The 22528-nt window shown below is 71.3% G+C and carries 19 protein-coding genes; 10 read left to right on the top strand and 9 right to left on the bottom strand.

What is annotated here, in order from left to right; genetic code table 11:
* Positions 1-8 precede the first annotated feature (8 nt).
* Positions 9-299 (top strand): hypothetical protein, encoded by a 291-nt coding sequence (locus tag E5083_RS05980; RefSeq protein ID WP_135784543.1) that lies wholly within the window; start codon positions 9-11, stop codon positions 297-299.
* Positions 300-378: 79 nt separating this feature from the next.
* Here the strand turns inward: E5083_RS05980 and E5083_RS05975 are convergent, their stop codons facing one another.
* Together E5083_RS05975 and E5083_RS05970 are read right to left on the bottom strand one after the other, a co-directional pair.
* Positions 379-846, bottom strand: coding sequence for a GreA/GreB family elongation factor (locus E5083_RS05975; RefSeq protein WP_135784542.1), 468 nt, complete (start codon positions 844-846; stop codon positions 379-381).
* Positions 847-889: 43 nt separating this feature from the next.
* On the bottom strand, positions 890-2305 hold the full coding sequence (locus E5083_RS05970) for a glucose-6-phosphate dehydrogenase (RefSeq protein ID WP_135784541.1): 1416 nt from the start codon (positions 2303-2305) through the stop codon (positions 890-892).
* A 218-nt stretch (positions 2306-2523) separates the two neighbouring features.
* Here E5083_RS05970 and E5083_RS32215 point away from each other — a divergent pair, with 218 nt between their 5' ends.
* A complete protein-coding gene (locus E5083_RS32215; RefSeq protein WP_370454205.1) occupies positions 2524-2601 on the top strand; it encodes a 50S ribosomal protein bL37 in 78 nt (25 codons plus the stop codon).
* Between the two features lie 67 nt (positions 2602-2668).
* Here E5083_RS32215 and E5083_RS05965 read toward each other — a convergent pair whose 3' ends face one another.
* Entirely contained in the window at positions 2669-4114 is a 1446-nt protein-coding gene (locus E5083_RS05965) for a sugar porter family MFS transporter (RefSeq protein ID WP_135785238.1), read from the bottom strand.
* A 215-nt stretch (positions 4115-4329) separates the two neighbouring features.
* On the opposite strand from E5083_RS05965, the gene E5083_RS05960 reads away from it, so the two are divergent.
* Entirely contained in the window at positions 4330-5358 is a 1029-nt protein-coding gene (locus E5083_RS05960; protein ID WP_244317396.1) for a cation diffusion facilitator family transporter, read from the top strand.
* A gap of 9 nt (positions 5359-5367) precedes the next feature.
* Here the strand turns inward: E5083_RS05960 and E5083_RS05955 are convergent, their stop codons facing one another.
* Positions 5368-6657, bottom strand: a complete 1290-nt coding sequence (locus E5083_RS05955) for a YhgE/Pip domain-containing protein (protein ID WP_135784540.1) — start codon at positions 6655-6657, stop codon at positions 5368-5370.
* A gap of 239 nt (positions 6658-6896) precedes the next feature.
* Between E5083_RS05955 and E5083_RS05950 the strand changes: the two genes are divergently transcribed.
* The 3 genes from E5083_RS05950 to E5083_RS05940 all read left to right on the top strand — a co-directional run bounded on the left by E5083_RS05950 (position 6897) and on the right by E5083_RS05940 (position 11475).
* Complete coding sequence (locus E5083_RS05950; RefSeq protein WP_135784539.1) at positions 6897-8252, top strand: NAD-binding protein; 1356 nt, start codon at positions 6897-6899, stop codon at positions 8250-8252.
* Positions 8253-8347: 95 nt separating this feature from the next.
* Positions 8348-8890 carry a DoxX family protein gene (locus E5083_RS05945; RefSeq protein ID WP_135784538.1) on the top strand — a complete coding sequence of 181 codons (543 nt, stop codon included), beginning with the start codon at positions 8348-8350 and terminating at the stop codon, positions 8888-8890.
* A 281-nt stretch (positions 8891-9171) separates the two neighbouring features.
* On the top strand, positions 9172-11475 hold the full coding sequence (locus E5083_RS05940) for an FdhF/YdeP family oxidoreductase (RefSeq protein WP_135785236.1): 2304 nt from the start codon (positions 9172-9174) through the stop codon (positions 11473-11475).
* 65 nt (positions 11476-11540) lie between these two features.
* Here E5083_RS05940 and cydB read toward each other — a convergent pair whose 3' ends face one another.
* Positions 11541-12542, bottom strand: a complete 1002-nt coding sequence (gene cydB, locus E5083_RS05935; protein ID WP_135784537.1) for a cytochrome d ubiquinol oxidase subunit II — start codon at positions 12540-12542, stop codon at positions 11541-11543.
* Between the two features lie 12 nt (positions 12543-12554).
* Complete coding sequence (locus E5083_RS05930; protein WP_135784536.1) at positions 12555-14090, bottom strand: cytochrome ubiquinol oxidase subunit I; 1536 nt, start codon at positions 14088-14090, stop codon at positions 12555-12557.
* 218 nt (positions 14091-14308) lie between these two features.
* Between E5083_RS05930 and E5083_RS05925 the strand changes: the two genes are divergently transcribed.
* Positions 14309-15745, top strand: a complete 1437-nt coding sequence (locus tag E5083_RS05925; protein ID WP_135784535.1) for a phytoene desaturase family protein — start codon at positions 14309-14311, stop codon at positions 15743-15745.
* Here the strand turns inward: E5083_RS05925 and E5083_RS05920 are convergent.
* From E5083_RS05920 to E5083_RS05910, 3 genes are all read right to left on the bottom strand, one after another.
* Positions 15730-16314, bottom strand: coding sequence for a hypothetical protein (locus E5083_RS05920; RefSeq protein ID WP_135784534.1), 585 nt, complete (start codon positions 16312-16314; stop codon positions 15730-15732). The two genes, E5083_RS05925 and E5083_RS05920, sit on opposite strands and share 16 nt — an antisense overlap.
* Positions 16315-16366: 52 nt before the next feature.
* Positions 16367-17362: a type I glyceraldehyde-3-phosphate dehydrogenase gene (gene gap / locus E5083_RS05915; RefSeq protein WP_135784533.1), complete on the bottom strand. Its 996-nt coding sequence runs from the start codon at positions 17360-17362 to the stop codon at positions 16367-16369.
* 94 nt (positions 17363-17456) lie between these two features.
* Positions 17457-18413, bottom strand: coding sequence for a GlxA family transcriptional regulator (locus tag E5083_RS05910; protein WP_135784532.1), 957 nt, complete (start codon positions 18411-18413; stop codon positions 17457-17459).
* Positions 18414-18521: 108 nt separating this feature from the next.
* On the opposite strand from E5083_RS05910, the gene E5083_RS05905 reads away from it, so the two are divergent.
* From E5083_RS05905 to E5083_RS05895, 3 genes are all read left to right on the top strand, one after another.
* Positions 18522-21278, top strand: coding sequence for an AfsR/SARP family transcriptional regulator (locus tag E5083_RS05905; protein ID WP_135784531.1), 2757 nt, complete (start codon positions 18522-18524; stop codon positions 21276-21278).
* Positions 21279-21471: 193 nt separating this feature from the next.
* Positions 21472-21684 carry a hypothetical protein gene (locus E5083_RS31645; RefSeq protein ID WP_244317395.1) on the top strand — a complete coding sequence of 71 codons (213 nt, stop codon included), beginning with the start codon at positions 21472-21474 and terminating at the stop codon, positions 21682-21684.
* 117 nt (positions 21685-21801) lie between these two features.
* Positions 21802-22479: a DUF4232 domain-containing protein gene (locus tag E5083_RS05895; RefSeq protein WP_135784529.1), complete on the top strand. Its 678-nt coding sequence runs from the start codon at positions 21802-21804 to the stop codon at positions 22477-22479.
* The last annotated feature ends 49 nt before the right edge of the window (positions 22480-22528 follow it).

The raw sequence follows: 22528 nt of genomic DNA, 5'->3' as shown, positions 1-22528 counted from the left end.
AGAACCCCATGGCGCACCACCACAAGTCCAACAAGAAGGTCGAGGGCGACCCCGACCGCGGACACGGGCGGGGCATGCCCCGCCGCCCGGACGAGACCGAACTCCAGGAACGCACCCAGGAGGACCGGCGCGACGTCGGCCTGCCGGTCCGGAAGCAGGAGAGTCCCGAGCGGATCTACGAGCAGGAGAGCGCCGAGATCGACCGCCAGGTCGACCGGGGCGAGGTGGAGACGGGTGACCTGACGCGCCGGCAGCGCGCGGAGGAGGACCCCTTCCCGCCGTCCCACTACGAGGGCTGACCTGAGCCGACGACAAAGAGCCTGGGCGGACCGGACGCGATGTCCGGTCCGCCCAGGCTCTTGTCGTCGCTGTCTGTCCTCAGCCCTTGTCGCCCAGGGAGACGACGACCGCCGTGGCCTCGCCGTCCGGCGCGTCGTACCTGACGGTGTCGCCGGGGGTGTGGCCGAGGAGCGCGCGGCCCAGCGGGCTGTCGGAGGTGACCAGCTTCGGGTCACGGGCGTCGGCGATCTCGCCGATGTGCAGGGTGTCCGTGGTGCCGTCCGAGAACCGCACGGTGACCGTCGTGCCCACCCCGACCTTGTCCGTGGGCACCGGGCCCCCGATGCCGGCCTGCCGCAGCCGGTCCTCGACCCGGTCGATGCGCTCGTCCAGCCGGTTGAGCTGATCGGCCCGCTGGATCTCGTCGGCCTGGTCGGCGCGGTCCCCGACCTCGTCGGAGTCCTTCAGCGTCGCGGCGACCGTCTTCCGCTCCTCATGCAGATCGGACAGTTCCTGCTCGAGCGCCTTGCGTGCCTCGGCGCTGATCGGCTCGGGGTCACCGGTCATACCTGCTCCAGTGCTACAGAGGGAAGTGCTGGACACAAGCACCCTACTGGCGCGAGCCCGGCGCCGGGGGAACCTCCGGCACCCAGGGCCGCTGCCACGGCGGGCTGCCCGCCACCAGGGCGTCCGCCTGGGGCGGGCCCCAGGAGCCGGGCGGGTACGGGTGGACCGGCGGGGGATAGGTGAGGAGGGGCTGGATGATCCGCCAGCACTCCTCGACCGCCCGCTGCGGGGCGAAGTACCTGTCGTCACCGGTGAGGGCCGCGTAGAGGAGACGCTCGTACGGGGCGAGGGGTTTGCCGAGTTCGCGGGCGAAGATGGTGTCCAGGGGGACCAGCCGCCACGCCGACTCCTCGTCCAGGGCGGAGAGTTGGAGGCGCATACCCGCCTCGGGGTCGATGCGCAGCACGATCTGGTTGGCGGCGACCTGGCAGGGGTCGGGGAGGAAGCCGAGCCGGGGAGGCTCGCGCAGGATCAGCCGTACCTCGGTCACCCGTACCGGGAGCCGCTTGCCCGCGCGGATGAAGACGGGCACGCCGTCCCAGCGCGAGTTGTTGATCTCCAGCCGGAGCGCCGCGTACGTCTCCACGGTCGAGTCCGGTGCCACGCCCGGCAGTTGCTGGTAGCCGATGTACTGGCCGCGCACGTACGCGTGCACATCCGCCTCCGGCATCGCGCGCAGCACCTCGATGCGCTTGTCCCACAGGTCGGTCGCGCTCGGCCCGACCGGCGGGTCCATCGTCACCAGGGCCAGCACCAGCAGCAGGTGATTCTGGATCACATCGCGCAGCGCGCCGACGCCGTCGTAGAAGGCGCCGCGGTCCTCGACGCCGAACTCCTCGGCCATCGTGATCTGGATGGCCACCACGCTGTCCCGGTGCCACAGCTCGGCCAGCGCGGAGTTGGCGAACCGCAGGTACTCCAGCTCGATGACGGGTTCCTTGCCCAGGAAGTGGTCGACCCGCAGGATCTGGTTCTCGTCCAGCACCGCCGTCAGCTTGCGGTCCAGCGCGCGGGCCGAGGCCAGGTCGTGCCCGAACGGCTTCTCCAGCGCCACCCGTGCCTGCCCCAGCAGCCGGGCCGAGGCGAGCTGGTCCACGATCGGCGCGAACAGCGCGGGCGGCGTCTCCAGATAGAACAGCGGACGCCTGCGCCGCCCCAGCTCCTGGGCGAGCCGCCCATAGGTCTCGGACGCGTTGAGGTCTCCGGCCACATAGGCCATCCGGCCCGCGAGTCGCTCGAACACCGCCCGGTCGACCGACCCCTCCGCCTCCTCCACCGCCCCCCGGACCAGGCCGGCCAGCTCCTCGTGGCTCATCTCGCGCCGGCCGACACCGATCACCGGGCAGTCGAGCAGCCCCCGGCCCTCCAGCTTGTACAGCGCGGGGAACGTCATCTTCCGCGCGAGATCCCCGGTCACCCCGAAGATCACCAGAGCGTCGGCTTCCCAGGTTCCGGCCATCGGCGGATGCTCCTCACCCCGGCGGCGGGCGCGCGCGACGGCGCCCCCTTTCTCGGTCTCTCGTATCGTCCGTGCCCCGGACCCGGCGCGCGACTCGGAGCGTGCGCCCGGCGACTGTGCTCGCGGGGCATACCCGCATGTATGGTGTCCGGACCGCGGGGCAGGCGATCATCCGTCCCCGCACCGAACGTGTCCGACCACGCCAGAAGGAGGCCCGCATGTCCTCGAAGCGACGCCGGAAGAAGAAGGCCCGCCGCAAGAACGGCGCCAACCACGGCAAGCGGCCCCAGTCCTGAACGACGGCCGTACCGGGCCCGGTCACCCCACCACGGGGCGGCCGGGCCCGGCCCGTTTCCCGGCTCCTCAGATCCGGCTGCGGTCCCCGGCCCGGCGGGCGGTGTCCTCCCCGGCCGGCCCGGAGCGCCCGAACCGGGCCTGGAGGGCCGCGTCGACCTCCTCGAAGGAACGGTCCTTCGTCTCGGGCACGAACCGGGCCACGAACAGCAGCCCGCAGAAGCAGATCGCGGCGAACACCAGGAACGTCTCGCCCTGCCCGATCGCGGCCGCCAGCGGCAGGAACGCCTGGCTGACCGCGAAGTTGGAGATCCAGTTGGTGGTCGTCGCCGTGCTCGACCCCAGCGCCCGTACCGCCGGCGGGAACAGCTCGCCGACCAGCACCCAGAAGATGGGCCCGAGGCCGCCCGCGTACGCGGCGATGTAGAGGATCATGCAGAGCAGGGACAGCTCGGAGTTCCAGCCCGCGATGAAGCTCAGGCCCAGCAGCGCGACCAGCAGCGCCATCCCGGCCAGCGAGATCAGCAGCAGGGTGCGCCGTCCCGCCCGGTCGATCAGCTTGGTCGCCACAATGGTCATCACCAGGTTGATCACGCCGATGAACACCGAGTAGAAGATCGAGTTGGAGGCGCTGAGCCCGGTCTTCTCGATGATCGTCGGGGCGTAGTAGATGATCGTGTTGATGCCGCCGAACTGCTGGATGACGGCCATCGTGACGCCCACGATCAGCGCCGGGCGCACCTTCGGGCCGAGCAGCGTACGCCAGCCGGGGCGGGGCGCGTGGCTGCCGTCCCGGTGGCGCAGCCCGGTCAGCACCCGTTCCGCGTCGTCCTTCGGCAGCACCAGCGTCAGCACCTCGCGGGCCTCGGTCCAGCGGCCCTTGCGCACCAGCCAGGGCAGCGACTCCGGCAGCACCAGCAGGGCGCACAGCGTCAGCACCGACGCCGGGACCGCGCCGAGCGCGAACATCAGCCGCCAGTCGCCGCTGCCGGAGAAGGCCAGGTCGATCAGGTACGACACCAGGATGCCCACCGTGATCATGAGCTGGTTGGCGCTCAGCACCCGGCCCCGGATCGCGGTCGGGGAGATCTCCGAGAGGTACACCGGCACGGTCGCCGAGGCCGCGCCCACCGCGAGCCCGAGCACGACCCGGCCGACCAGCAGTTGCCAGTACGTCGGCGCGGTCGCGGCGATGGCGGTGCCGACGATGAAGACGGCGCCCTCCAGCGCCACCGCCTTCCGGCGCCCGATGGCGTCCGCGAGCCGGCCCGCGAGCAGCGCGCCCGCCATGGCGCCGACCAGCAGGACGGAGACGATGGTGCCCTGCTCGGCTGCGGAGAGGTGGAAGTCGCGGGTGATGAACAGCAGGGCGCCCGAGACCACCCCGGTGTCGTAGCCGAAGAGGAAGCCGCCGACGGCGATCAGCGCGGCCCAGCGGTAGATCTTCCGCAGCCCTTCCGGGAGCACCTGGTCGACCGGTGCGTGCGTGCCCGGTTCACGGGAGAAGCCCTGCATCTGCACGTCCTGTCGTCGTCGGTTCTGCTCGCCGGTCATGGCCGGCGGCCGGCACAGCGCGGCGCGGGCAAGGTGTTCCGCGCGAGGCCCCGGCGGAAACGGCTCCCTCACCCGCCCGGCACCCGAATCCCCCGTACGGACGGCAGCGCTCGCCGGTGCCCGCCGGGCGGCCGAGACTGAACCGCGCACGAAGGGAAGAGGGTTACTGTCCGGCTATGAGCGAACAGGGTGAGCCCGGAATGGAACGAGGGACGAACGCGGGCAAGGGCCCCTACCTGGACCACCGCGTGGGCTCCGCGGCCGGCCCCGGCGCGGGCGGCTCGACCTTCACCGTCCTCGTGGCGGCCGCCGCCAACTTCGGTGTCGCGCTCGCCAAGGCCGTCGCCGGTGTGCTCAGCGGCTCCAGCGCCATGCTCGCCGAAGCCGGGCACTCGGTCGCCGACACCATGACCGAGGCCCTGCTCTTCGTCGCCCTCAAGCGCAGCAAGAAGCCCGCCGACGAGGACCACCCCCTCGGCTACGGCCCCGAGCGGTACATCTGGGCGCTGCTCGCCTCCGTCGCCACCTTCGTCGGCGGCGGCGTCTTCGCCGTGTACGACGGCATCCACGCCCTCACCCACGACGAGAAGCCCGGCAACCCGCTGATCTCCTACATCGTGCTCGCCGTCGCCTTCGTGCTGGAGGGGCTGTCGCTGCGCACCGGCTGGCGGCAGGCCACCGGACGGGCCGAGCACTTCCGGGTGCCGATCCTGCGCTACCTCCAGCACACCCCCGACACCGCCGTGAAGGCCGTCGTCATGGAGGACTCCGCCGCGCTCATCGGCCTGGTGCTCGCCGCCCTCGGCCTGCTCGGCGGACAGCTCACCGGCTCCGGGATCTTCGACGGCATCGCGTCCATCCTCATCGGTGTGCTGCTGATCGTCGTGGCCTACATCCTCGGCCGCGCCAACACCGAACTCCTCGTCGGCCGCGCCCTGCCCAGGCCGATGCGGGAGGCCGTACGCCGGGAACTGCTCTCCGTGGACGCCGTCCAGGACGTGCTGGAGCTGACCACGCTGGTGCAGGGGCCGGGGGAGATCCTGATCGCCGCCAAGGTCGACTTCCGCGACGTCTCCACCTCCGCCCAGATCGAGTGGGCCTGCGAGGAGGCGGAGACCCGGCTGCGCACCCTGATCCCGGCGGTCAAGCGCGTCTATCTCGACCCGACGCCCCCGCGGACGAGCCCGCCCGGCCTTACGGAGTAGCGGGCCCGGTCAGCCCGGCTGGGGCACCATCCGGTGCAGGCCCCGGCGGTCGTAGTAGCGGGTCGCCGCGAAGCCGAACGCCAGGGCCACCACGAAGCCGATCGCGATCATCACCCAGCCGCGCCCGAGTCCCGCGTCGGCGCGGGCGTCGAAGTAGAGGATCGCCCGTACCCCGGCCGCCAGTTGGCGCATCGGCTCGAAGGCGCCGAGGAACCGGTAGAAGCCCGGCACCGCCTCCAGCGGCACGGTGGCACCCGAGGACGGCAGCGCGAACGCGATGAAGACGAACATCGACACGAGCTGGCCCAGGCTGCCGAAGGCCGCGTTGATCGCCTGCACCCCGAGCCCGACCGTCAGCACGGCGCAGTACGAGAACACCCACAGCAGACCGGCGTGCGGGGCGTCCATGCCCAGCACGCCGATCGTCGCCAGCATGATCAGCGAGGTGGTGAGCAGCGCGAGACCCGCCGTCATCGCCATCTTCAGCACCAGCGTCTGGGTCCGGTTGATGTGCACCGTCGGGCGCCGCGAGTGCCAGGGGCCGATCTCTGTGTCGGCGTAGCCGAGTCCGCTGTCGACGCCGTTGTGGATGATGTTGCCGCCGATGAACCCGGCCAGCACCAGCAGCAGCGCGTAGTAGAAGGCGCTCAGCCCCAGCCCGCTGTGGGCGCCGATGGGATGGCCCACCTGGGTCCGCACCTCCACCGGGTCGGCGATCAGCACGCGGGTGGCCGCGCTCGCCTGCTTCACCTGCGCAGACGCCGACAACTGCTTGCCGACCGAGACCGACACCTGATGCGCCGCGCTCTGCGTGATCCGCCCCGCCAGCGAGGAGGCCAAGCTGCCGACACCGGGGTTGGTCAGCACGGTCAGCGCCGGGCGGGACTTGGCATCCGAGGTGGCCAGCGCCCCCACGGTCGCCGTGAAGTCCTTCGGGATCACCAGGGCGCCGTACACCCGGCCCGACGCCAGCTCGTCCTGCGCCTTGGCCCGGGACATCGGGCGCCAGCGGACCCGGTCGTCGGAGGAGCCGGCGGAGAGGATGGAACGGGCGGCCTGCGTGCCGACGTTGGCCTGCTGCCCCGGCAGCGGCTTGCCCTCGTCCTGGTTCACCAGCGCCACCGGCATCCGGTGCAGGCTGCTCTCCGGGGTGAGGATGCCGCCCATGTACAGCAGCGACAGCACCAGTGCGACCAGCGAGCTGAGCACGGCGGGCATCAGCCACAGCTTCCACCGCCCCAGCAACCGCCCCGCGCTCACCGAGGGTCCGGACGCGGGCGGGGGCATCCCGGAAGCCATTCCACTCCAAGAGGTGCAGTCGGCGGCAACCGCCGAACGGGCTGCGGCGAGGGGCCCGTACCAGCACGTTCGGCCGCCGGACCGCACCGCCTGCGGACGCAAGCCGACGATAGATCGCGGACGGCGAAACGTCCCGCCACGACACCGGCCATCTGCTCCGGGTGACCGCAGCGGCCGGACCTCGTAACGTGTCCCCTCCAGCGCACCCGTTCCCTCCCCCCGAAGGGACCGCCGCCGCCGTGAACCCAGAGCACCGCCCCTACGTCGTCATCGGCGGCACCAACCTGGCCCGCCGCGTCTGCGCCACGCTCCAGGACCGGGGCCGCGCGGTCGCCCACCTCACCGCGCCCGGCGACGCCGAACTGCGCGCCGCCCTGCGCGAGAGCCCCGAGGGCGTCGCCATCCTCCTGCACGACGACGTGGCCGCCCTGCGGTACGCCCTCGCCGTCGCCCACCTCGCGCCGGACGCGCCCATCGTCGCCACCGTCTTCGACCGCACCGTCTCCGACGAGCTGGAACGGCTGCTGCCCCAGTGCGACGCGACCTCGCCCGCCGAACTGGCCGCCCCCGCCCTCGCCGGCCCCTGCACCGACGCCGGCAACCTCGCCCTGCGCCGGTGCGGCGACGGCGTACGGGCCGTGCGCATCCGGGGTGAACTGCCCTGCGGGGAGCAGTGGCTGCCGGACCGGCGCGGGCCCTGGCGCCGGCTGGAGAAGCTGGCCGCGCAACTGCGGCCGCACGACGCGGGCGCCCGGCTGCTGCTGTTCGGCCTCTGCGGCATCCTCACCGTGCTGCTCGCCGACTGGTCCTGGATGTTCGCCCACGGCCACCCGCCGGCCGAGGCGTTCTTCCATGCCGCCCGGGTCGTCGCGGGGGTCGGCCCGGCCACCGCCGGGGAGGACGAGACCGGCTACCAGATCGCCTCCGGCCTCGCCATGCTCGCCACCCTCGTGTTCAGCGCCCTGTTCACCGCCGGTGTCATCGAGCGGATGCTCGGCCCCAAGCTGATCGGCCTCATCGGACCCCGCACCCTGCCCCGCTCCGGCCATGTCATCGTCGTCGGCATGGGCCAGGTCGGCATGCGGCTGTGCACCGAACTCCAGGCGCTCGGCATCCCCGTCGTCGGCGTGGAACGCGACCCGCACGTCACCACCGCACGGCTCGCCCGCTCCCTCGGCATCCCCGTCATGACCGGCCACGGCGGCGACCGCGCCGTCCTGGAACGGCTCCGCCTGCGCCACGCCCGCGCCCTCGCCGCCGTCGGCTCCGACGACCTGGACAACATCGCCGTCGCCATCGCCGCCCACGGCATCTCGCCCGCCACCCGGATCGTCGTCCGGGCGGGGGAGCACGAGGCCATCGCCGAGACCCGGTCGCTGCTGCCGATGGGCACCGTCCGGGACGTCACCAGCCTCGCCGCCGCCTATGTACTCGCCCGGCTGCTGGGCGAACCGGTCACCGGGGTCGTCGCGCACGAGAACGGCATCTGCCTGGAGACGGCGGAGGAGACCTTCGTGCCCTGGCCGCTGACCGCCCGCGAACGCTGCGCCCACGTCCAGGGCGACACCGCGGCGGCCGCGGCGCCCTCCTGGTGAAGCGCCGGCCTTCCGTCTTTCGGGGGGCGTACCGCCCCGTCGGTCGCTAGCGTGTTGCCCAGTTGGGACCGCTCCGCAGACGGAAGGACCTCCCCATGGGCCGACGCAAGGATCTCGGACTGCTGGCCGTACGACTGGGCACCGGCGGCGTACTGGCCGCCCATGGCGCGCAGAAGCTGCTCGGCTGGTTCGGCGGGGGAGGGATCGAGGGCACGGGCAAGTTCATGGAGTCCATGGGCTTCCGCCCCGGCAAGGCGAGCGCCATCGCGTCCGGCTCGGCCGAGCTGGGCGGCGGAGTCCTGCTCGCGCTCGGTCTCGCCACGCCCGCCGCCGGTGCCGCCGTGGCCGGGGGCATGGGCGGCGCCGTCTCCGTGCACCGTCCCAACGGGTTCTTCGCCACGGCGGGCGGCTACGAGTACCCGGCCTACCTCGGTTACATCGCCACCTGCATCGGCCTGACCGGGCCCGGCCGTTACTCCCTGGACCGGCTCATCGGCTACCGGCTCGACCGGCCCCGGCTGGTCCTGCTCTCCTTCGCGCTGAGCGCCGCCGGCACTGCCGTCGTCGTCGCCCGGCGGGAGCAGGTGCTCTCGGCCCAGCGGCGCGAGGAGGCGGCGCCGGCGACTCCGGCTCCCTGACGGGGTCGCACCTGCGGGCTTGATCCTTATTACCGCCTGGAGAATGCGGCACGGAACTCGGTCACCACGACCGGATTCCGTGCCGTTCATTGTTATCGGGAAATCTTTTCCGGAAGCCTGATGAAAGAATTCCCGATACCTGGTCGAAAACCGCGTTCGCCCTTTGTTTTCAAGGTTGCGCGTCGCGTGGCGGGTGCTGATACCCCGACATACTCTGGCCTAAAGCTCCATATAGCGGAAGGGTGAGAGCCTTGAGCACCTTGGACGAAGAACAGTCACGGATGATGGAGGCGGAGTCGGACCTCGAGCCCCGCGTGGGCCCGATCCCCAAGGGGGAGCCGTACTTCCACCCTTACCATCACCCCGCCGCGGGATGGGGCGCCGCCAAGAGCGTGACCAAATTCCTGCTGGACGAGGGAACGCTGATCGAGGGCCCGCGGGCCATCATGAAGATGAACCACGAGAACGGTGGTTTCGACTGTCCCGGATGTGCCTGGCCGGATGACACCAAGGGTCTGAAGCTTGACATCTGTGAGAACGGAATCAAGCACGTCACATGGGAACTGACGCACAAGCGGGCCAACCGCGAGATGTTCGCGCGCCACACGGTGAGCGAAATGCACGAGTGGAGCGACTTCAAGCTGGAGGACCAGGGCCGGCTCACCGAGCCCATGGTCTACGACGCGGCCACCGACCACTATGTGCCGATCTCCTGGCACGACGCCTTCGAACTCATCGGACGCCACCTGCGCAACCTGGAGAACCCCAACCAGGCGTCCTACTACACCTCGGGCCGGCTCGGTAACGAGGCGACCTTCCTGTACCAGCTCATGGCGCGCGAGCTGGGCACCAACAACCTGCCCGACTGCTCCAACATGTGCCACGAGGCCAGCGGACGCGCGCTGGCGGCGGCCCTCGGCACCGGCAAGGGCACCGTCGACCTCAAGGACTGGGAGGCCACCGACGCCCTGTTCATCCTCGGCGTCAACGTCGCCTCCAACGCGCCCCGCATGCTCACCTCGCTGACCGAGGCGTTCGACCGGGGCGCGCAGGTCGTGCACATCAACCCGTTCATCGAGGCCGGCGCCACCAAGGCGATCATCCCGCACGACTTCCTGGACATGGCCACCTTCCACGCCACCCGGACCAGCACCCTGGACCTCCAGGTGCGGGTCGGCGGCGACATGGCGCTGCTGCGCGGTATGGCCAAGGCGGTGCTGGAGCAGGCCAAGACCGACCCCAAGGCCATCGACAGCCAGTTCATCAACCGGCACACCGTCGGCTTCGATGAGTACCGGGCGCTGTGTGAGGCCACGCCCTGGGAGGAGCTGGAGCGTCAGTCCGGGCTCAGCCGCGCGGACATCCTCAAGGCGGCCCGGATCTACACCGACGCCGACCGCTCCATCATCAGTTGGTGCCTGGGCGTCACCCAGCACGAGCACGGCGTGGACACCGTCCGTGAGATCGTCAACCTGCTGCTCCTGCGCGGCAACCTGGGCCGTGAGGGCGCAGGTCCCTCGCCGGTGCGGGGGCACAGCAATGTGCAGGGCAACCGCACCTGCGGCATCGACCACCGCCCCGAGCCGGAGTTCCTGGACCGGCTGGCCGAGGTCTGCAAGATCAACCCGCCGCGCGACCACGGCCTCGACACCATCGGCACGCTCCAGGCGATGAACCGGGGCGACGTCAAGGTGTTCATCGGCATGGGCGGCAACTTCGCCCTGGCGGTGCCCGACTCGCCGTTCAGCTACGAGGCGCTGCGCAACTGCGACCTCACCGTCCAGGTCAGCACCAAGCTCAACCGCAGCCATGTCGTCCACGGCAAGGAGGCGCTGATCCTGCCCTGCCTCGCCCGCACGGACAAGGACCACCAGCGGGGCGGCGTGCAGAGCACCTCCGTCGAGGACTCGATGTCGATGGTGCATCTGTCGGTCGGCATGAAGCGGCCCGCCTCCAAGCACCTGCTCTCCGAGCCCGCGATCATCTCCGGCATGGCGCGCGCGGCGCTGCCCGCGAGCCCCACGCCGTGGGAGTGGTACATCGAGGACTACGACCGCATCCGGGACACCATGTCCGAAGTCCTGGACGGTTTCGAGGACTTCAACCGCCGGGTGCGGCTGCCGCTGGGCTTCCGGATCAAGCAGCCCGCCCGTGAGCTGATCTTCTTCACCCCCTCCGGCAAGGCGGAGTTCTCCAGCGCCAAGCTGGCCGACGTGGTGCCCGCGCCGGGCATGCTGGCACTCGGCACGATGCGCTCGCACGACCAGTGGAACACCACGATCTACTCCGACAACGACCGCTACCGCGGCATCAAGAACCTGCGCGAACTCGTCTTCATGAACGAGGACGACATGCGCGAGCGCGGGATCTCGGAGTTCGATCCGGTGAACATCGTCGCCACGGCGAAGGACGGCAGCCACCGCTATCTCGACGGCTATCTCGCCATCCCGTACGACATGCCGCGCGGCTGCGCGGCCGGGTACATGCCCGAGATGAACGTGCTGATCGCCCTGTGCGACTACAGCACCCAGAGCGACCAGCCGCTCATGAAGCACGTCAAGGTGCACATCACCGCGGCGACCTGACCGGGCCACGGCACACGGGCGGGCCCCCTCCGGATTCGGAGGGGGCCCGCCTTTGTCGGTACGGCTCAGTGGCCGGCCGGGATGTGGTGCACCGCGATGCGCTTGCTGAACACCCAGTACGTCCAGCTCTGGTAGATGATGATCAGCGGGGCGAAGATCGCCGCGACGATCGTCATCACCGTCAGCGTGTACGACGCGGACGAGGCGTTGGAGACCGTCAGCGACCAGGCCGGGTTCAGCGTCGACGGCATGACGTCCGGGAACAGGGTCAGGAACAGCATGGCGAACGACGCGACCACGGTGAGCGCGGAGAAGACGAACGCCCAGCCCTCGCGGCCCAGTTGGTTGAAGAACAGGGCGATGGGCAGCGCCACGAACGCCACGATCATCACGCCGAGGCTCTGGCCGTTGCCCGAGTTCGCCTGCGTCCACAGCAGGAACGCCAGCAGCAGCAGGAGGGACGCCAGGCCCAGCACCGGCACCAGTTTGCGGGCCCGCTCGCGGATCTCGCCGTCCGTCTTCAGCGCCGCGAAGATCGCGCCGTGGCAGGTGAACAGCACCAGCGTGGCGAAGCCGCCGAGGATCGCGTACCCGTTGAACAGGTCGCCGGGGGAGCCCACATAGGACTTCTGGCGGTCGATGGCGATGCCCCGGACCATGTTGGCGAAGATGACGCCCCACAGGAACGGGATGATCACCGAGGTCCAGAAGGTGATCTGCTCCCAACTGTGCTGCCAGCGCATGCTGTCGCGCTTGGCCCGGTACTCGAAGGACACCCCGCGTCCGATCAGACAGAGCACGATGATCAGCAGCGGGATGTAGAAACCGCTGAACAGGGTGGCGTACCAGTCGGGGAAGGCCGCGAAGGTGGCGCCGGCGGCGGCGATCACCCAGACCTCGTTGCCGTCCCAGACCGGGGCGATGGTGTTGATGAGGACGCGCCGCTCGGTGCTGTTGCGGGCCATCGTCTGGGTGAGGACGCCGACCCCGAAGTCGAACCCCTCCAGGAAGAAGTAGCCGACCCACAGGAGGGCGATCAGGATGAACCAGAGATCGTAGAGATGCATGGCGATCCGTCCTCAGTACGCGATGGAGAGCGGCTTGTCCTGGTCGTCCGGGGACATGCGCAGGGTCGGGTCCTTGGTGGGGGGCCGCTCGTCGACATCGGGCCCCGGTCTGGAGTACTTGACCATCAGGCCGCCCTCGACCACCGCGAGGATCGCGTAGACCACGGTGAGCGCGACCAGCGAGCCGACCTGGGTACCCACGCTGACGTTGGGCGAGACGGCGTTCGCGGTCTTCATCAGGTGGAACACCACCCACGGCTGACGGCCCATCTCGGTGAAGATCCAGCCGAAGCTGTTGGCGAGCAGCGGGAAGCCGAGGGTCAGCGCGACGATCCGCCAGCTCCACTTGGTGAAGAAGTCGTTCATCCGGATCTTGTCCGTCATCATCAGGTTCGGCGGCTCGTCCTCACCCGTGCGGAACCTGGGTCTGACCCAGAATTTCTTGCGGGTGAGATAGAGCCCGAGCAGACCGATGGTGAAGCTGGTCATGCCGAAGAAGATCATCAGGCGGAATCCCCAGTACGTCATGAAGATGTTGGGGATGTAGTCGGCGCGGGTGCCGCCGAACTGCCGTACCTGCTCGTCGGCGCGGTCGTTGATGCCGGGGACGGGGGAGTGGAAGTTGCTCTTGGCGAGGAAGGACAGCGCACCGGGGACCTCCAGCGCGACGTCGTTGCGCCCCTTGCCGACGTTGCCCACCGAGAAGATCGAGAAGGGCGCCGGTCCCTGGGTGTCCCACAGGGCCTCGGCCGCCGCCATCTTCATCGGCTGCTGCTGGAACATCACCTTCGCCAGGCGGTCGCCGCTGAGCGCGGTGAGGATGCCGGCGACGGTGCAGACGATCAGGGCCAGCTTGAGCGAGCTGCGCATGGCCGCGATCCGCTTGCGGTTGGTGTCCTTGCCGCGCTTGGCCCGCCACAGGTGGTAGGCGGAGATGCCCATGACGAAGGCGGCGCCCGTGATGAACGCCGCCGTCAGGGTGTGGAAGACCTGCACCAGGGTGGTGTCCTGGAAGAGGACCCGCCAGATGTTGGTGAGCCGGGCCTTGCCGTTCGCCGGGTCGATCCGGTAGCCGACCGGGTGCTGCATGAAGGAGTTCGCGGCCAGGATGAAGTACGCGGAGAGAAGGCTGCCGATGGTGACGACCCAGATCGTCGCCAGGTGGATCTTCTTCGGGAGCCGGTTCCAGCCGAAGATCCAGAGTCCGATGAACACGGACTCGAAGAAGAACGCGACCAGCGCCTCCATCGCCAGCGGGGCGCCGAAGACGTCACCGACGAAGCGGGAGTAGCTCGACCAGTTCATGCCGAACTGGAACTCCTGGAAAATGCCCGTGACCACACCCAGCGCGATGTTGATCAGCAGCAGCTTTCCCCAGAACTTGGTGGCGTGGAAGTACTTCTCCTTCCCTGTCCGCACCCAGGCCGTCTCCAGACCGGCGACGATGCCTCCCAGGCCGATGCTGAGCGGGACGAAGAGGAAGTGGTAGACGGTCGTGACACCGAACTGCCACCGGGCAATGGTCTCCTGAGCGATTGCTAGTTCCACTACGTCCTTCTCTCGCTCGATCCGGCCGCAATCTGGATAAAAGGTATCTCCAGTGCATAGTCGCGTCGACTTGGGGAAAGCGCTGTGCCTACGTATCCCGATGGGGGTCGTATGTGCGTGGAGAGATATGCTTTCAGGGTGGTAAATGCCTATGTGGACGCGCCGGAACCGTGGAATGAGCGCGTAATTCTTGACCGTCGGTAAGGCAGAATCGGTCCATGACATCCACGGCCGTAGTCGTCGGCGGCGGGCCCAACGGGCTCGCCGCGGCCGCGCTGCTCGCCAAGGCGGGGCTCGACGTCACGCTGCTGGAGGCGGCCGACGAGGTCGGGGGCGGCACCCGCAGCTACGAGGATCTGCTGCCCGGCCTGCTGCACGACCACTGCTCCGCCATCCACCCCATGGCCGTGAACTCACCGGCCCTGCGTGAACTGGAGCTGGAACGGCACGGACTGCGCTGGCTCCTGCCCGAGGTCGACTGCGTCCACCCCCTGGACGACGGCACGGCGGGCGTACTGCTGCGCTCCGTCGCGGAGACCGCCCGCCTCCTCGGCCCCGACGGCGACCGCTACCGGGCGCTGATCGAACCCTCGGTACGGCACTGGGACGCGCTCGCCGGAGAGGTGATGGGCCCGCTGCTGCGCGTCCCCTCCCACCCGTTGCTGCTCGCCCGTTTCGGCCTGCCGACCACCCTGCCCGCCACCGCGCTCGCCCGGCTCTTCCGCACCCCGCAGGCCCGCGCACTCTGGGCCGGGGTCGCCGCCCACGCCTTCCGCCCGCTGGGCCGCCCGCTCACCTCGGCCATCGGCCTCGGCATCCTGGTCTCCGGGCACGCCGCCGGATGGGCCGTCGCCGAAGGGGGCTCGCAGTCCATCGCCCGCGCGCTGGAGAAGGTGCTGCGCGCATACGGGGGACGGGTCGAGACGGACGTCCGCATCACCGACCACCGGCAGATCCCGGCCGCCGACGTGACCCTGCTCGACCTCGACCCCGGCCAGGCCGCGACCATCTACGGCGACCGGCTGCCCGCCCGGACCCGGTCCGCGTACCGGCGCTTCCGCCGGGGCCCCGGCGCCTTCAAGCTCGACTTGGCGGTCGAGGGCGGGATTCCCTGGACCCATGAGAAGGCCCGGCACGCGGGTTCCGTCCACCTGGGCGGCACGGTGGACGAGATCGCGCGGGCCGAGCGGGACGTCACGACCGGACGCATGCCCGAGCGGCCGTTCGTCCTGGTCGGCCAGCAGTACCTCGCCGACCCCGGCCGCTCGGTGGGGAACGTGCACCCGGTCTGGGCGTACGCGCACGTCCCGTACGGCTACACCGGCGACGCCACGGATGCGATCCTGGGCCGGATCGAACGGTTCGCCCCCGGCACCCGCGACCGCATCGTGGGCCTGCGCGCCACCACCCCGGCCGGCTTCGCCACCGCCAACCCCAACTTCACGGGCGGCGACATCCTCACCGGCGCGAAGACGGCCCCCCAACTCATCCTGGGCCCCCGCCCCACCCTCGACCCCTACTCAACCGGCCTGCCCGGCGTCTACCTCTGCTCGGCCGCCACCCCACCGGGACCGGGCGCACACGGCATGTGCGGGGCGGGGGCGGCGGCTTCGGCGCTGCGGTACCTGGGGGCCGCCCCTCAGAAACCGAGCTGAGCCTCGCCCAGGACCTCGCCGCCTATGTGGGCGGCGAGCTTCCGTGCTCTGGGCAGGTCGCCCCAGTTGTTGACGTGGACGAAGACCGTGTGGTGCTCGGTCCAGCGGTCCGCCTGCGCCTGGTCGCCGTGGAACACGACCTGGACGCCGTCGTACTTCGCCGAGCCGTGCTGGTCCGCGTCCGGGTCCTCCGGCCACGAGCCCGACCACTGGATGGAGGCGGTGCCCTGGCCCAGAGCCGTCAGGAAGCGGTGATCCGCGCTCTTCACCGGATAGAACTCCCCGATGTCCAGCGGCAGATGCGGCCGGAGTTCGGAGGCGGTCGCCGTCGTCAGGTTGAGGTCGGCCCACACGGACTCACCCGAGGGGTCCGTCCGCACCTTCACACCGATCCTCGTGCCGGGCAGGACAGCGGCCATCCTCCGGACGTCGGCGACCGTCAGCAGATCAGCGGTCAGGTAGACCTCGTCGTCCTGCATCGCCAGCAGCGCGCACAGGCGCATGGCCTGTGCGTACGCCGTCGGCCTGTCGGTGGTCCGGAACACGGGGTACGCCTTGGAGTTGCCCATGCGTCGAACCGTCACACCTTCCCGCCGGTCCGGGCCAGCGAGTTTCCTCCGGTCAGCGCGCCAGTAGCTCCAGCGTGTCGATCACGCGGTTGGAGAAGCCCCACTCGTTGTCGTACCAGGCGACGACCTTGATGTGGCGGCCGTCGACGCGGGTGAGGGCGGAGTCGAAGATGGAGGAGGCCGGGTTGCCGACGATGTCGGAGGAGACCAGGGGGTCCTCGGAGTACTCCAGGACACCGGCGAGCGGGCCCTCGGCGGCCGTGCGGTAGGCGGCGAGCACCTCCTCGCGGGTGACGTCGCGGGCGACCGTGGTGTTCAGCTCGACGATCGAGCCGACCGGCACCGGGACCCGGATCGAGTCGCCCGACAGCTTGCCGTCGAGGTTCGGCAGGACCAGGCCGATCGCCTTGGCCGCACCCGTGGTCGTCGGCACGATGTTCACCCCGGCCGCGCGCGCCCGGCGGGGGTCGCGGTGCGGGCCGTCCTGGAGGTTCTGCTCCTGGGTATAGGCGTGCACGGTCGTCATGAACCCGTGCTCGATGCCCGCCAGTTCGTCCAGCACGGCGGCCAGCGGAGCCAGCGCGTTGGTGGTGCAGGACGCGTTCGACACGATGGTGTGCAGCGCCGGGTCGTAGGTGTCGCTGTTCACCCCGTACGCCAGCGTCACGTCGGCACCGTCCGAGGGGGCGCTCACCAGCACCCGCTTCGCGCCCGCGTCGAGGTGGGCGCGGGCGGCCTTCGCCGAGGTGAAGCGGCCGGTCGCCTCCAGCACGATGTCGACGTCCAGCTCGGCCCACGGCAGTTGCGCCGGCTCGCGCTCGGCGAGGACCTTGATGCGGCGGCCGTCGACCACGAGGGTGTCGCCGTCCACCTCCACCGGCCGCCCGAGCCGCCCGGCCGTCGAGTCGAAGGCCAGCAGCCGGGCCAGCCCCGCGGGTTCGGTGAGGTCGTTGACCGCGACGACCTCGAGGCCGGTGTCGCGTTCGAGCAGAGCCCGCAGCACGTTGCGTCCGATGCGGCCGAATCCGTTGATGGCGATGCGCGTCATGAATGGTGTCCCTTCCGTTCGCCCTCAGGTTCGCGGGCGGGGACCGTACGCGGGAGTGGCAGGAGCGCCATGGTTCACAAGGATCGCGCCAGGGCTACTCGCCCCGCGCGAACGTCCGCCGGTAGTCGCTCGGCGTGGTCCCCAGCACCCGCTGGAAGTGCAGCCGGAGGTTGGTGCCGGTGCCCAGCCCCACCTCGTCGGCGATCTGCTCCACGCTCCGCTCCGAACGCTCCAGCAGCTCCCGCGCCAGGTCGACCCGCGCCCGCGTCACCCACTGCATCGGCGTGTACCCGGTGTCCTCCGCGAACCGCCGGGAGAACGTACGCGGCGACACGGCCGCGTGCCGGGCCAGCGACTGGAGGCTCAGCGGCTCACCGAGCCGGTGCAGCGCCCACTCCCGCGTCGCGGCGAACCGCTCGCCCAGCGGCTCCGGCACACTGCGCGGCACGTACTGCGCCTGACCCCCGCTGCGGTAAGGCGCTGCGACCAGGCGCCGGGCCGCGTGGTTGGACGCGGCCACGCCCAGCTCGCCGCGCAGCATGTGCAGGCACAGGTCGATGCCGGAGGCCGCGCCCGCCGACGTCAGCACGCTGCCCTCGTCCACGAACAGCACGTTCTCGTCCACCCGGATCAGCGGATACCGGGCCGCCAGGGCGCGCGCGTAGTGCCAGTGCGTGGTGGCCCGTCTGCCGTCCAGCAGCCCGGTGGCCGCCAGCGCGAACGCCCCCGTGGAGATCGCCGCGAGCCGAGCACCCCGCCCGTGCGCCGCGACCAGCGCCGCCACCACCGGCTCCGGCGGGTCCTCCCGGTCCGGGAACCGGTAACCCGGCACGAACACCACGTCCGCCCACTTAAGCGCCTCAAGCCCGTGCGCCACGTGGTACGACAGACCGTCGCCGCCTGTCACCAGACCCGGCGCGGCCCCGCACACCCGCACCTCGTACGGCATGCTCGCGCGGGTCGTGAACACCTGCGCCGGGATACCCACGTCGAGCGGCTTGGCGCCCTCCAGGACGAGGACGGCGACACGGCGGAAACGGGAGGACGGCACGGGCAGCAGCGTACGCACCCTGGGGCGCGAAACCCCCGCAGGGCGCCGGGCAACCCCCCGATATGCTGCTGTTTTCTCCCGTACCGGCCGCCTCGGAAGGAATGCCCCGTGGAGTTCCGGCTGCTTGGCACCGTCTCCGTCGACACCCGCCGAGGACCGCTGCCGCTCGGTCCGGCCAAGCGTCGCAGCCTGCTCGCGGCGCTGCTGCTGTCGGCCAACACCCCGGTGCCGATGGGCCGGTTGACCGCCTGCCTGTGGGACGACGAGCCCCCGAGCCAGGCGCGCGGTGTCATCCAGGGCCATGTGTCCCGGCTGCGCGCCCTGCTCGCCGAGGGCGACGCGGAGGCGTACGGCGTCGAACTCCTCACCGCCGGGGACGCGTACGCGCTGCGGCTGCCCGAAACCCTGGTCGACGCCCAGCGGTTCGAGGAACTCCTCACCCTCGCCCGGGAACAGCGCGACCCCGCCGACGCGGTGCTCATGCTCGGCGACGCCCTCGCGCTGTGGCACGGCCCCGCCCTCGGCGGCGCCTTCGCCGGACCGCCGCTCCAGGCCGCCGCGCACTCGCTGGAGGAGTCCCGGCTCTCCGCGGTGGAGCAACTGGCTCTCGCCTACGGCAGGTTGGGCGAGCATCACCGGGCCGCCGCCGTGCTGCGTACCGAGGCCGTCGCGCATCCGCTGCGCGAGTCGCTGTCCGCCGCGCTGATGACCGCCCTGTACCAGGCGGGCCGGCAGTCGGAGGCGCTCGACTGGTTCCACCGCACCCGTCGGCTCCTCGCCGACGAACTCGGCATCGACCCCGGCCGTGAACTCGCCGACGCCTACGGGCTGATCCTGCGCGGCGACCCCGTACCCGAGCTGCCGGCCGCGCGTACCCAGGCCGAGCCCGTGGCCGAACCGGTGCGGCCGCCCGTACCGCCGCGTCCCGCGCTCGTGCCCGCCGAGGCGCACGCCGACCTGCTGCCCCGCGCGCCCCGCGGCTTCCACGGGCGCGGTGCGGAACTCGCCGCGCTCGGCCGGGCCGCCGCCGGGGAAGCGCCGGTGTGCCTGGTGACCGGGCCCGCCGGGGTCGGCAAGACCGCCCTCGCGCTGTGGTGGGCGCACCGCAACGCCGACGCCTTCCCCGATGGGCGGCTCTTCGCCGACCTGCACGGCTTCAGCGACACCGGCGAGCCGGCGGTGACCGAGGTACTGCGCGAGTTCCTGCTCGCGCTCGGGGTGCCGCCGCGCCGGATACCGGAATCGGCCGCGGCCGCCGCCGCGCTGTTCCGTACCCTCACCGACCGGCTGCGGCTGCTCGTCGTCCTGGACAACGCGCGCGACTCCGCCACCGTCCGCGCCCTGCTGCCCGGCGGCGCCGACTGCGTCACCGTCGTCACCAGCCGCCACCGCCTGGAGGGGCTCATCGCCTCCGACGCGGCCCGGCCCGTCCCGCTCGGCACGCTGGACGCGCAGGACGGTACGGCGCTGCTCGCGGGGGTCCTCGGGGAGGAACGGGTGGTCGGGGAGCCGGTGGCGGCGCGCAGGCTCGCGGAACTCTGCGGGGGGCTTCCGCTGGCCCTCAGGGTGACGGCGGCCCGGCTCGCGGGGCGCCCGCAGTGGAGCCTGGCCCACCTCGCGGACGAACTGGCCGACGAGCGCGGCCGGTTGGCCCACCTCGCGGTCGACGACACCGGGGTGCCGGCCGCCCTCCGGCTGACCGTGCAGCACCTTTCCGGCGAGGCCGCGCGCCACTTCGGCCGGCTCGGCCACCACCCCGGCACCCACTTCGACTCCTACACCGCGGCCGCCCTCGCCGGCACCGACCCGCCGGCCGCCGCCCGTGCCCTCGAACGCCTCGGCGCCGCCCACCTCGTCACCGAGACCGCGCCCGGCCGCTTTGAACTGCACGACCTCGTACGCCTCTACGCCCGCGACCTCGACCCCGCGACCGGCCCGCAGGCCCTCCGGGGCGTCCTGGACCACTACATCGCCACCGCCCTCGCCGCCGCCGAGACGGCCCAGCCGGGCGGCGAGCCCTGCTTCGCGCTGCCCGCGGGCTTTCAACGCCCGTCCGCCGTACGGGACTTCGCCGACCGTGCGGAGGCGATGGGCTGGCTGGCCGCCGAGCGGGAGGACCTGGCACGGGCGGTGTCCGCCGCGCGGGCCGCCGGGCTGGACGACCGGGCCTGGCGGATCATTCTCCTCCAGTGGCCGCAGGTCGTCTGGCGCTCGCGGGACAACTGGGTGCCGCTGCTGTACACCGCCCTGGAGTGCGCCCGGGCCGTGGATGACCCGTACGCCGAGTCCCGCGTCCGTACCCTGCTGGGCTGGGTCCTCAGCGAGGAGGGGCGTCTCGCTGACGCCCTCACCCTCCTCGAACCCTCACCCGCCCTGGCCCGCCGCACCGCCGACCGCCTCGGCGAGGCCACCGCCCTCATCAACCTGGCCGTGGTCCAGTCCGCCCAGGGCGACCTGGACGCGGCCCTGGCCAACTGCACCCGAGCCGCCACCCTGGCCCGCGAGGAGGGCAACCCCCACACCGAGATGCTCGCCCTCCTCCACCTCGCCCGCACCCACCTCACCTCCGGCGCCCCGGACGCGGCCCTGGGGGTCGCCCAAACCGCCCTGAACCTCGGCCCCGAACACGAGGAAGCCGCCCGCACCTCCCTCCTCCACACCGTCTGCGGCGAAGCCCACCTGGCCCTCGGCAACAAACCCGAAGCCCTCCACCTCCTCGAACGCGCCGCCGACGAAGCGGAGTCCACGGGCTACGACGAAGGCGCGGTCCGCGCCCTCGAGGCGTTGTTGCGGGTGAGCGGCCGAGCGGACCACCGACGCCGGCACGAGGAGGCGGTACGGAGGCTGGCGGGAGAGGACTTGTAGCGGTCGCTACGGTGACCCCGTGTGCCTCTACGCCGTGAACCCCTACAAGCTCCACTACGCGTGCCTCTCGTGCCGGGTCAGTTTCAAGCGGCATGCGGACCGGGAGCACGCGTGCCCGAACTGTGCCCGGCCGCTGGTCTGTGCCGGGCGCGACTTCGCTCCGCCGCGTAGGCGGGATGTCGCGGGATGGTCCGTGGTCGCCGCGGTGCTGGGGGAGGGGCTGCGGTTCGACGGGCGGTCGGGCTGCGGGTGCCGGAAGGAGCCGAAGTACCGGCCCCGGACGCGGGCGGAGTTGCGGATGCGGCGGATCGTCGCCCTGCGGGACGGGGTGGCGCTGGCCGAGGTGCTGGGGCGGGTTGATCCGGCGGACGGCAGCGGCCCCGGCTCTGCGTCAGAGGGACGTTAGCCGGACGTCAGTGGGACGGCAGTGGGGGTGGGGAGAGTGGGGGTGTCAGCAGGTCAGGGGCTGGCCGGCGGTTCGGATGGGCCGTTGTCCGCGTTTCACCTCCCGGGGGAATGAATCATGAACGCTTCGCGCCGTACGGCACTGTTCTCCGTAGCTGCTTCCGCCGCGCTCGCCTTGTCGCTGTCCGCCTGCCAGAGCGGGGAGGGGGCCAAGGCCGAGGGGGCGGCGCCCGTGGCCAAGGAGACGGTCTCCGCGCCCGCGTCCGCCGCCGCCGGCACGAGCACCAGCGACAACACCGGCTCCGGCACCAGCACCGCCGTCGGGACCGCGCACAAGTCCAACTCCCCGTCCTCCGGGGCCAAGAAGGGCACCGCCACCCCGCTCTGCCGGGCTCAGGACGTCAAGGTCAGCTCCGAGCGGCAGGACGGGCCGCCGTACACCCACATCATCCTGACCGCGCGGAACACCTCGGGTCACCGGTGCGAGATGGCCGGGTTCCCGCACATCCAGTTCCTGGAGAGCCACAAGCAGGACGTGCCGTCGGTGGCGAAGAGCAAGCCGGCCGTGCCGACCGTGCTGAACCCCGGTGACCCGGCGTTCGTGCTGGTCAAGCTGTCCGACGGCGGGGTGGACGAGGACAACGAGGTGGTGAACGCGTTCCAGCTCGTGCTCCAGGGCGACTCCACCGTCATCGCGGTGGACTCCTCGGCCGGCGGCGGCCTCGCCGTCGACCCCGCGAAGACGCTCACCGGCTACTGGACGACCGAACTGCGCAACGGCGCCGACGACTTCTGATCCGTACCCGGTGCGGACGCCCCCTCGGGAGAGGAAGATCACCCGTGGG

The organism is Streptomyces bauhiniae, from assembly GCF_004784475.1.
GTDB classification, from domain to species: domain Bacteria; phylum Actinomycetota; class Actinomycetes; order Streptomycetales; family Streptomycetaceae; genus Streptomyces; species Streptomyces seoulensis.
The sequence above is the reverse complement of the archived record's forward strand: the minus strand, read 5'-3'. Positions and strand labels throughout refer to the sequence as shown.

Excerpts from the sequence above, each read along its gene's own strand:
- E5083_RS05960 (WP_244317396.1), top strand. The coding sequence starts at position 4,330 with ATGAGCGAACAGGGTGAGCCCGGAATGGAACGAGGGACGAACGCGGGC.
- E5083_RS05895 (WP_135784529.1), top strand. The coding sequence starts at position 21,802 with ATGAACGCTTCGCGCCGTACGGCACTGTTCTCCGTAGCTGCTTCCGCC.
- E5083_RS05970 (WP_135784541.1), bottom strand. The coding sequence starts at position 2,305 with ATGGCCGGAACCTGGGAAGCCGACGCTCTGGTGATCTTCGGGGTGACC.
- E5083_RS32215 (WP_370454205.1), top strand. The coding sequence starts at position 2,524 with ATGTCCTCGAAGCGACGCCGGAAGAAGAAGGCCCGCCGCAAGAACGGC.
- E5083_RS05975 (WP_135784542.1), bottom strand. The coding sequence starts at position 846 with ATGACCGGTGACCCCGAGCCGATCAGCGCCGAGGCACGCAAGGCGCTC.
- E5083_RS05940 (WP_135785236.1), top strand. The coding sequence starts at position 9,172 with ATGATGGAGGCGGAGTCGGACCTCGAGCCCCGCGTGGGCCCGATCCCC.
- E5083_RS05980 (WP_135784543.1), top strand. The coding sequence starts at position 9 with ATGGCGCACCACCACAAGTCCAACAAGAAGGTCGAGGGCGACCCCGAC.
- E5083_RS05925 (WP_135784535.1), top strand. The coding sequence starts at position 14,309 with ATGACATCCACGGCCGTAGTCGTCGGCGGCGGGCCCAACGGGCTCGCC.
- E5083_RS05920 (WP_135784534.1), bottom strand. The coding sequence starts at position 16,314 with ATGGGCAACTCCAAGGCGTACCCCGTGTTCCGGACCACCGACAGGCCG.
- E5083_RS05945 (WP_135784538.1), top strand. The coding sequence starts at position 8,348 with ATGGGCCGACGCAAGGATCTCGGACTGCTGGCCGTACGACTGGGCACC.
- cydB (WP_135784537.1), bottom strand. The coding sequence starts at position 12,542 with ATGCATCTCTACGATCTCTGGTTCATCCTGATCGCCCTCCTGTGGGTC.
- E5083_RS05965 (WP_135785238.1), bottom strand. The coding sequence starts at position 4,114 with ATGCAGGGCTTCTCCCGTGAACCGGGCACGCACGCACCGGTCGACCAG.
- gap (WP_135784533.1), bottom strand. The coding sequence starts at position 17,362 with ATGACGCGCATCGCCATCAACGGATTCGGCCGCATCGGACGCAACGTG.
- E5083_RS05955 (WP_135784540.1), bottom strand. The coding sequence starts at position 6,657 with ATGGCTTCCGGGATGCCCCCGCCCGCGTCCGGACCCTCGGTGAGCGCG.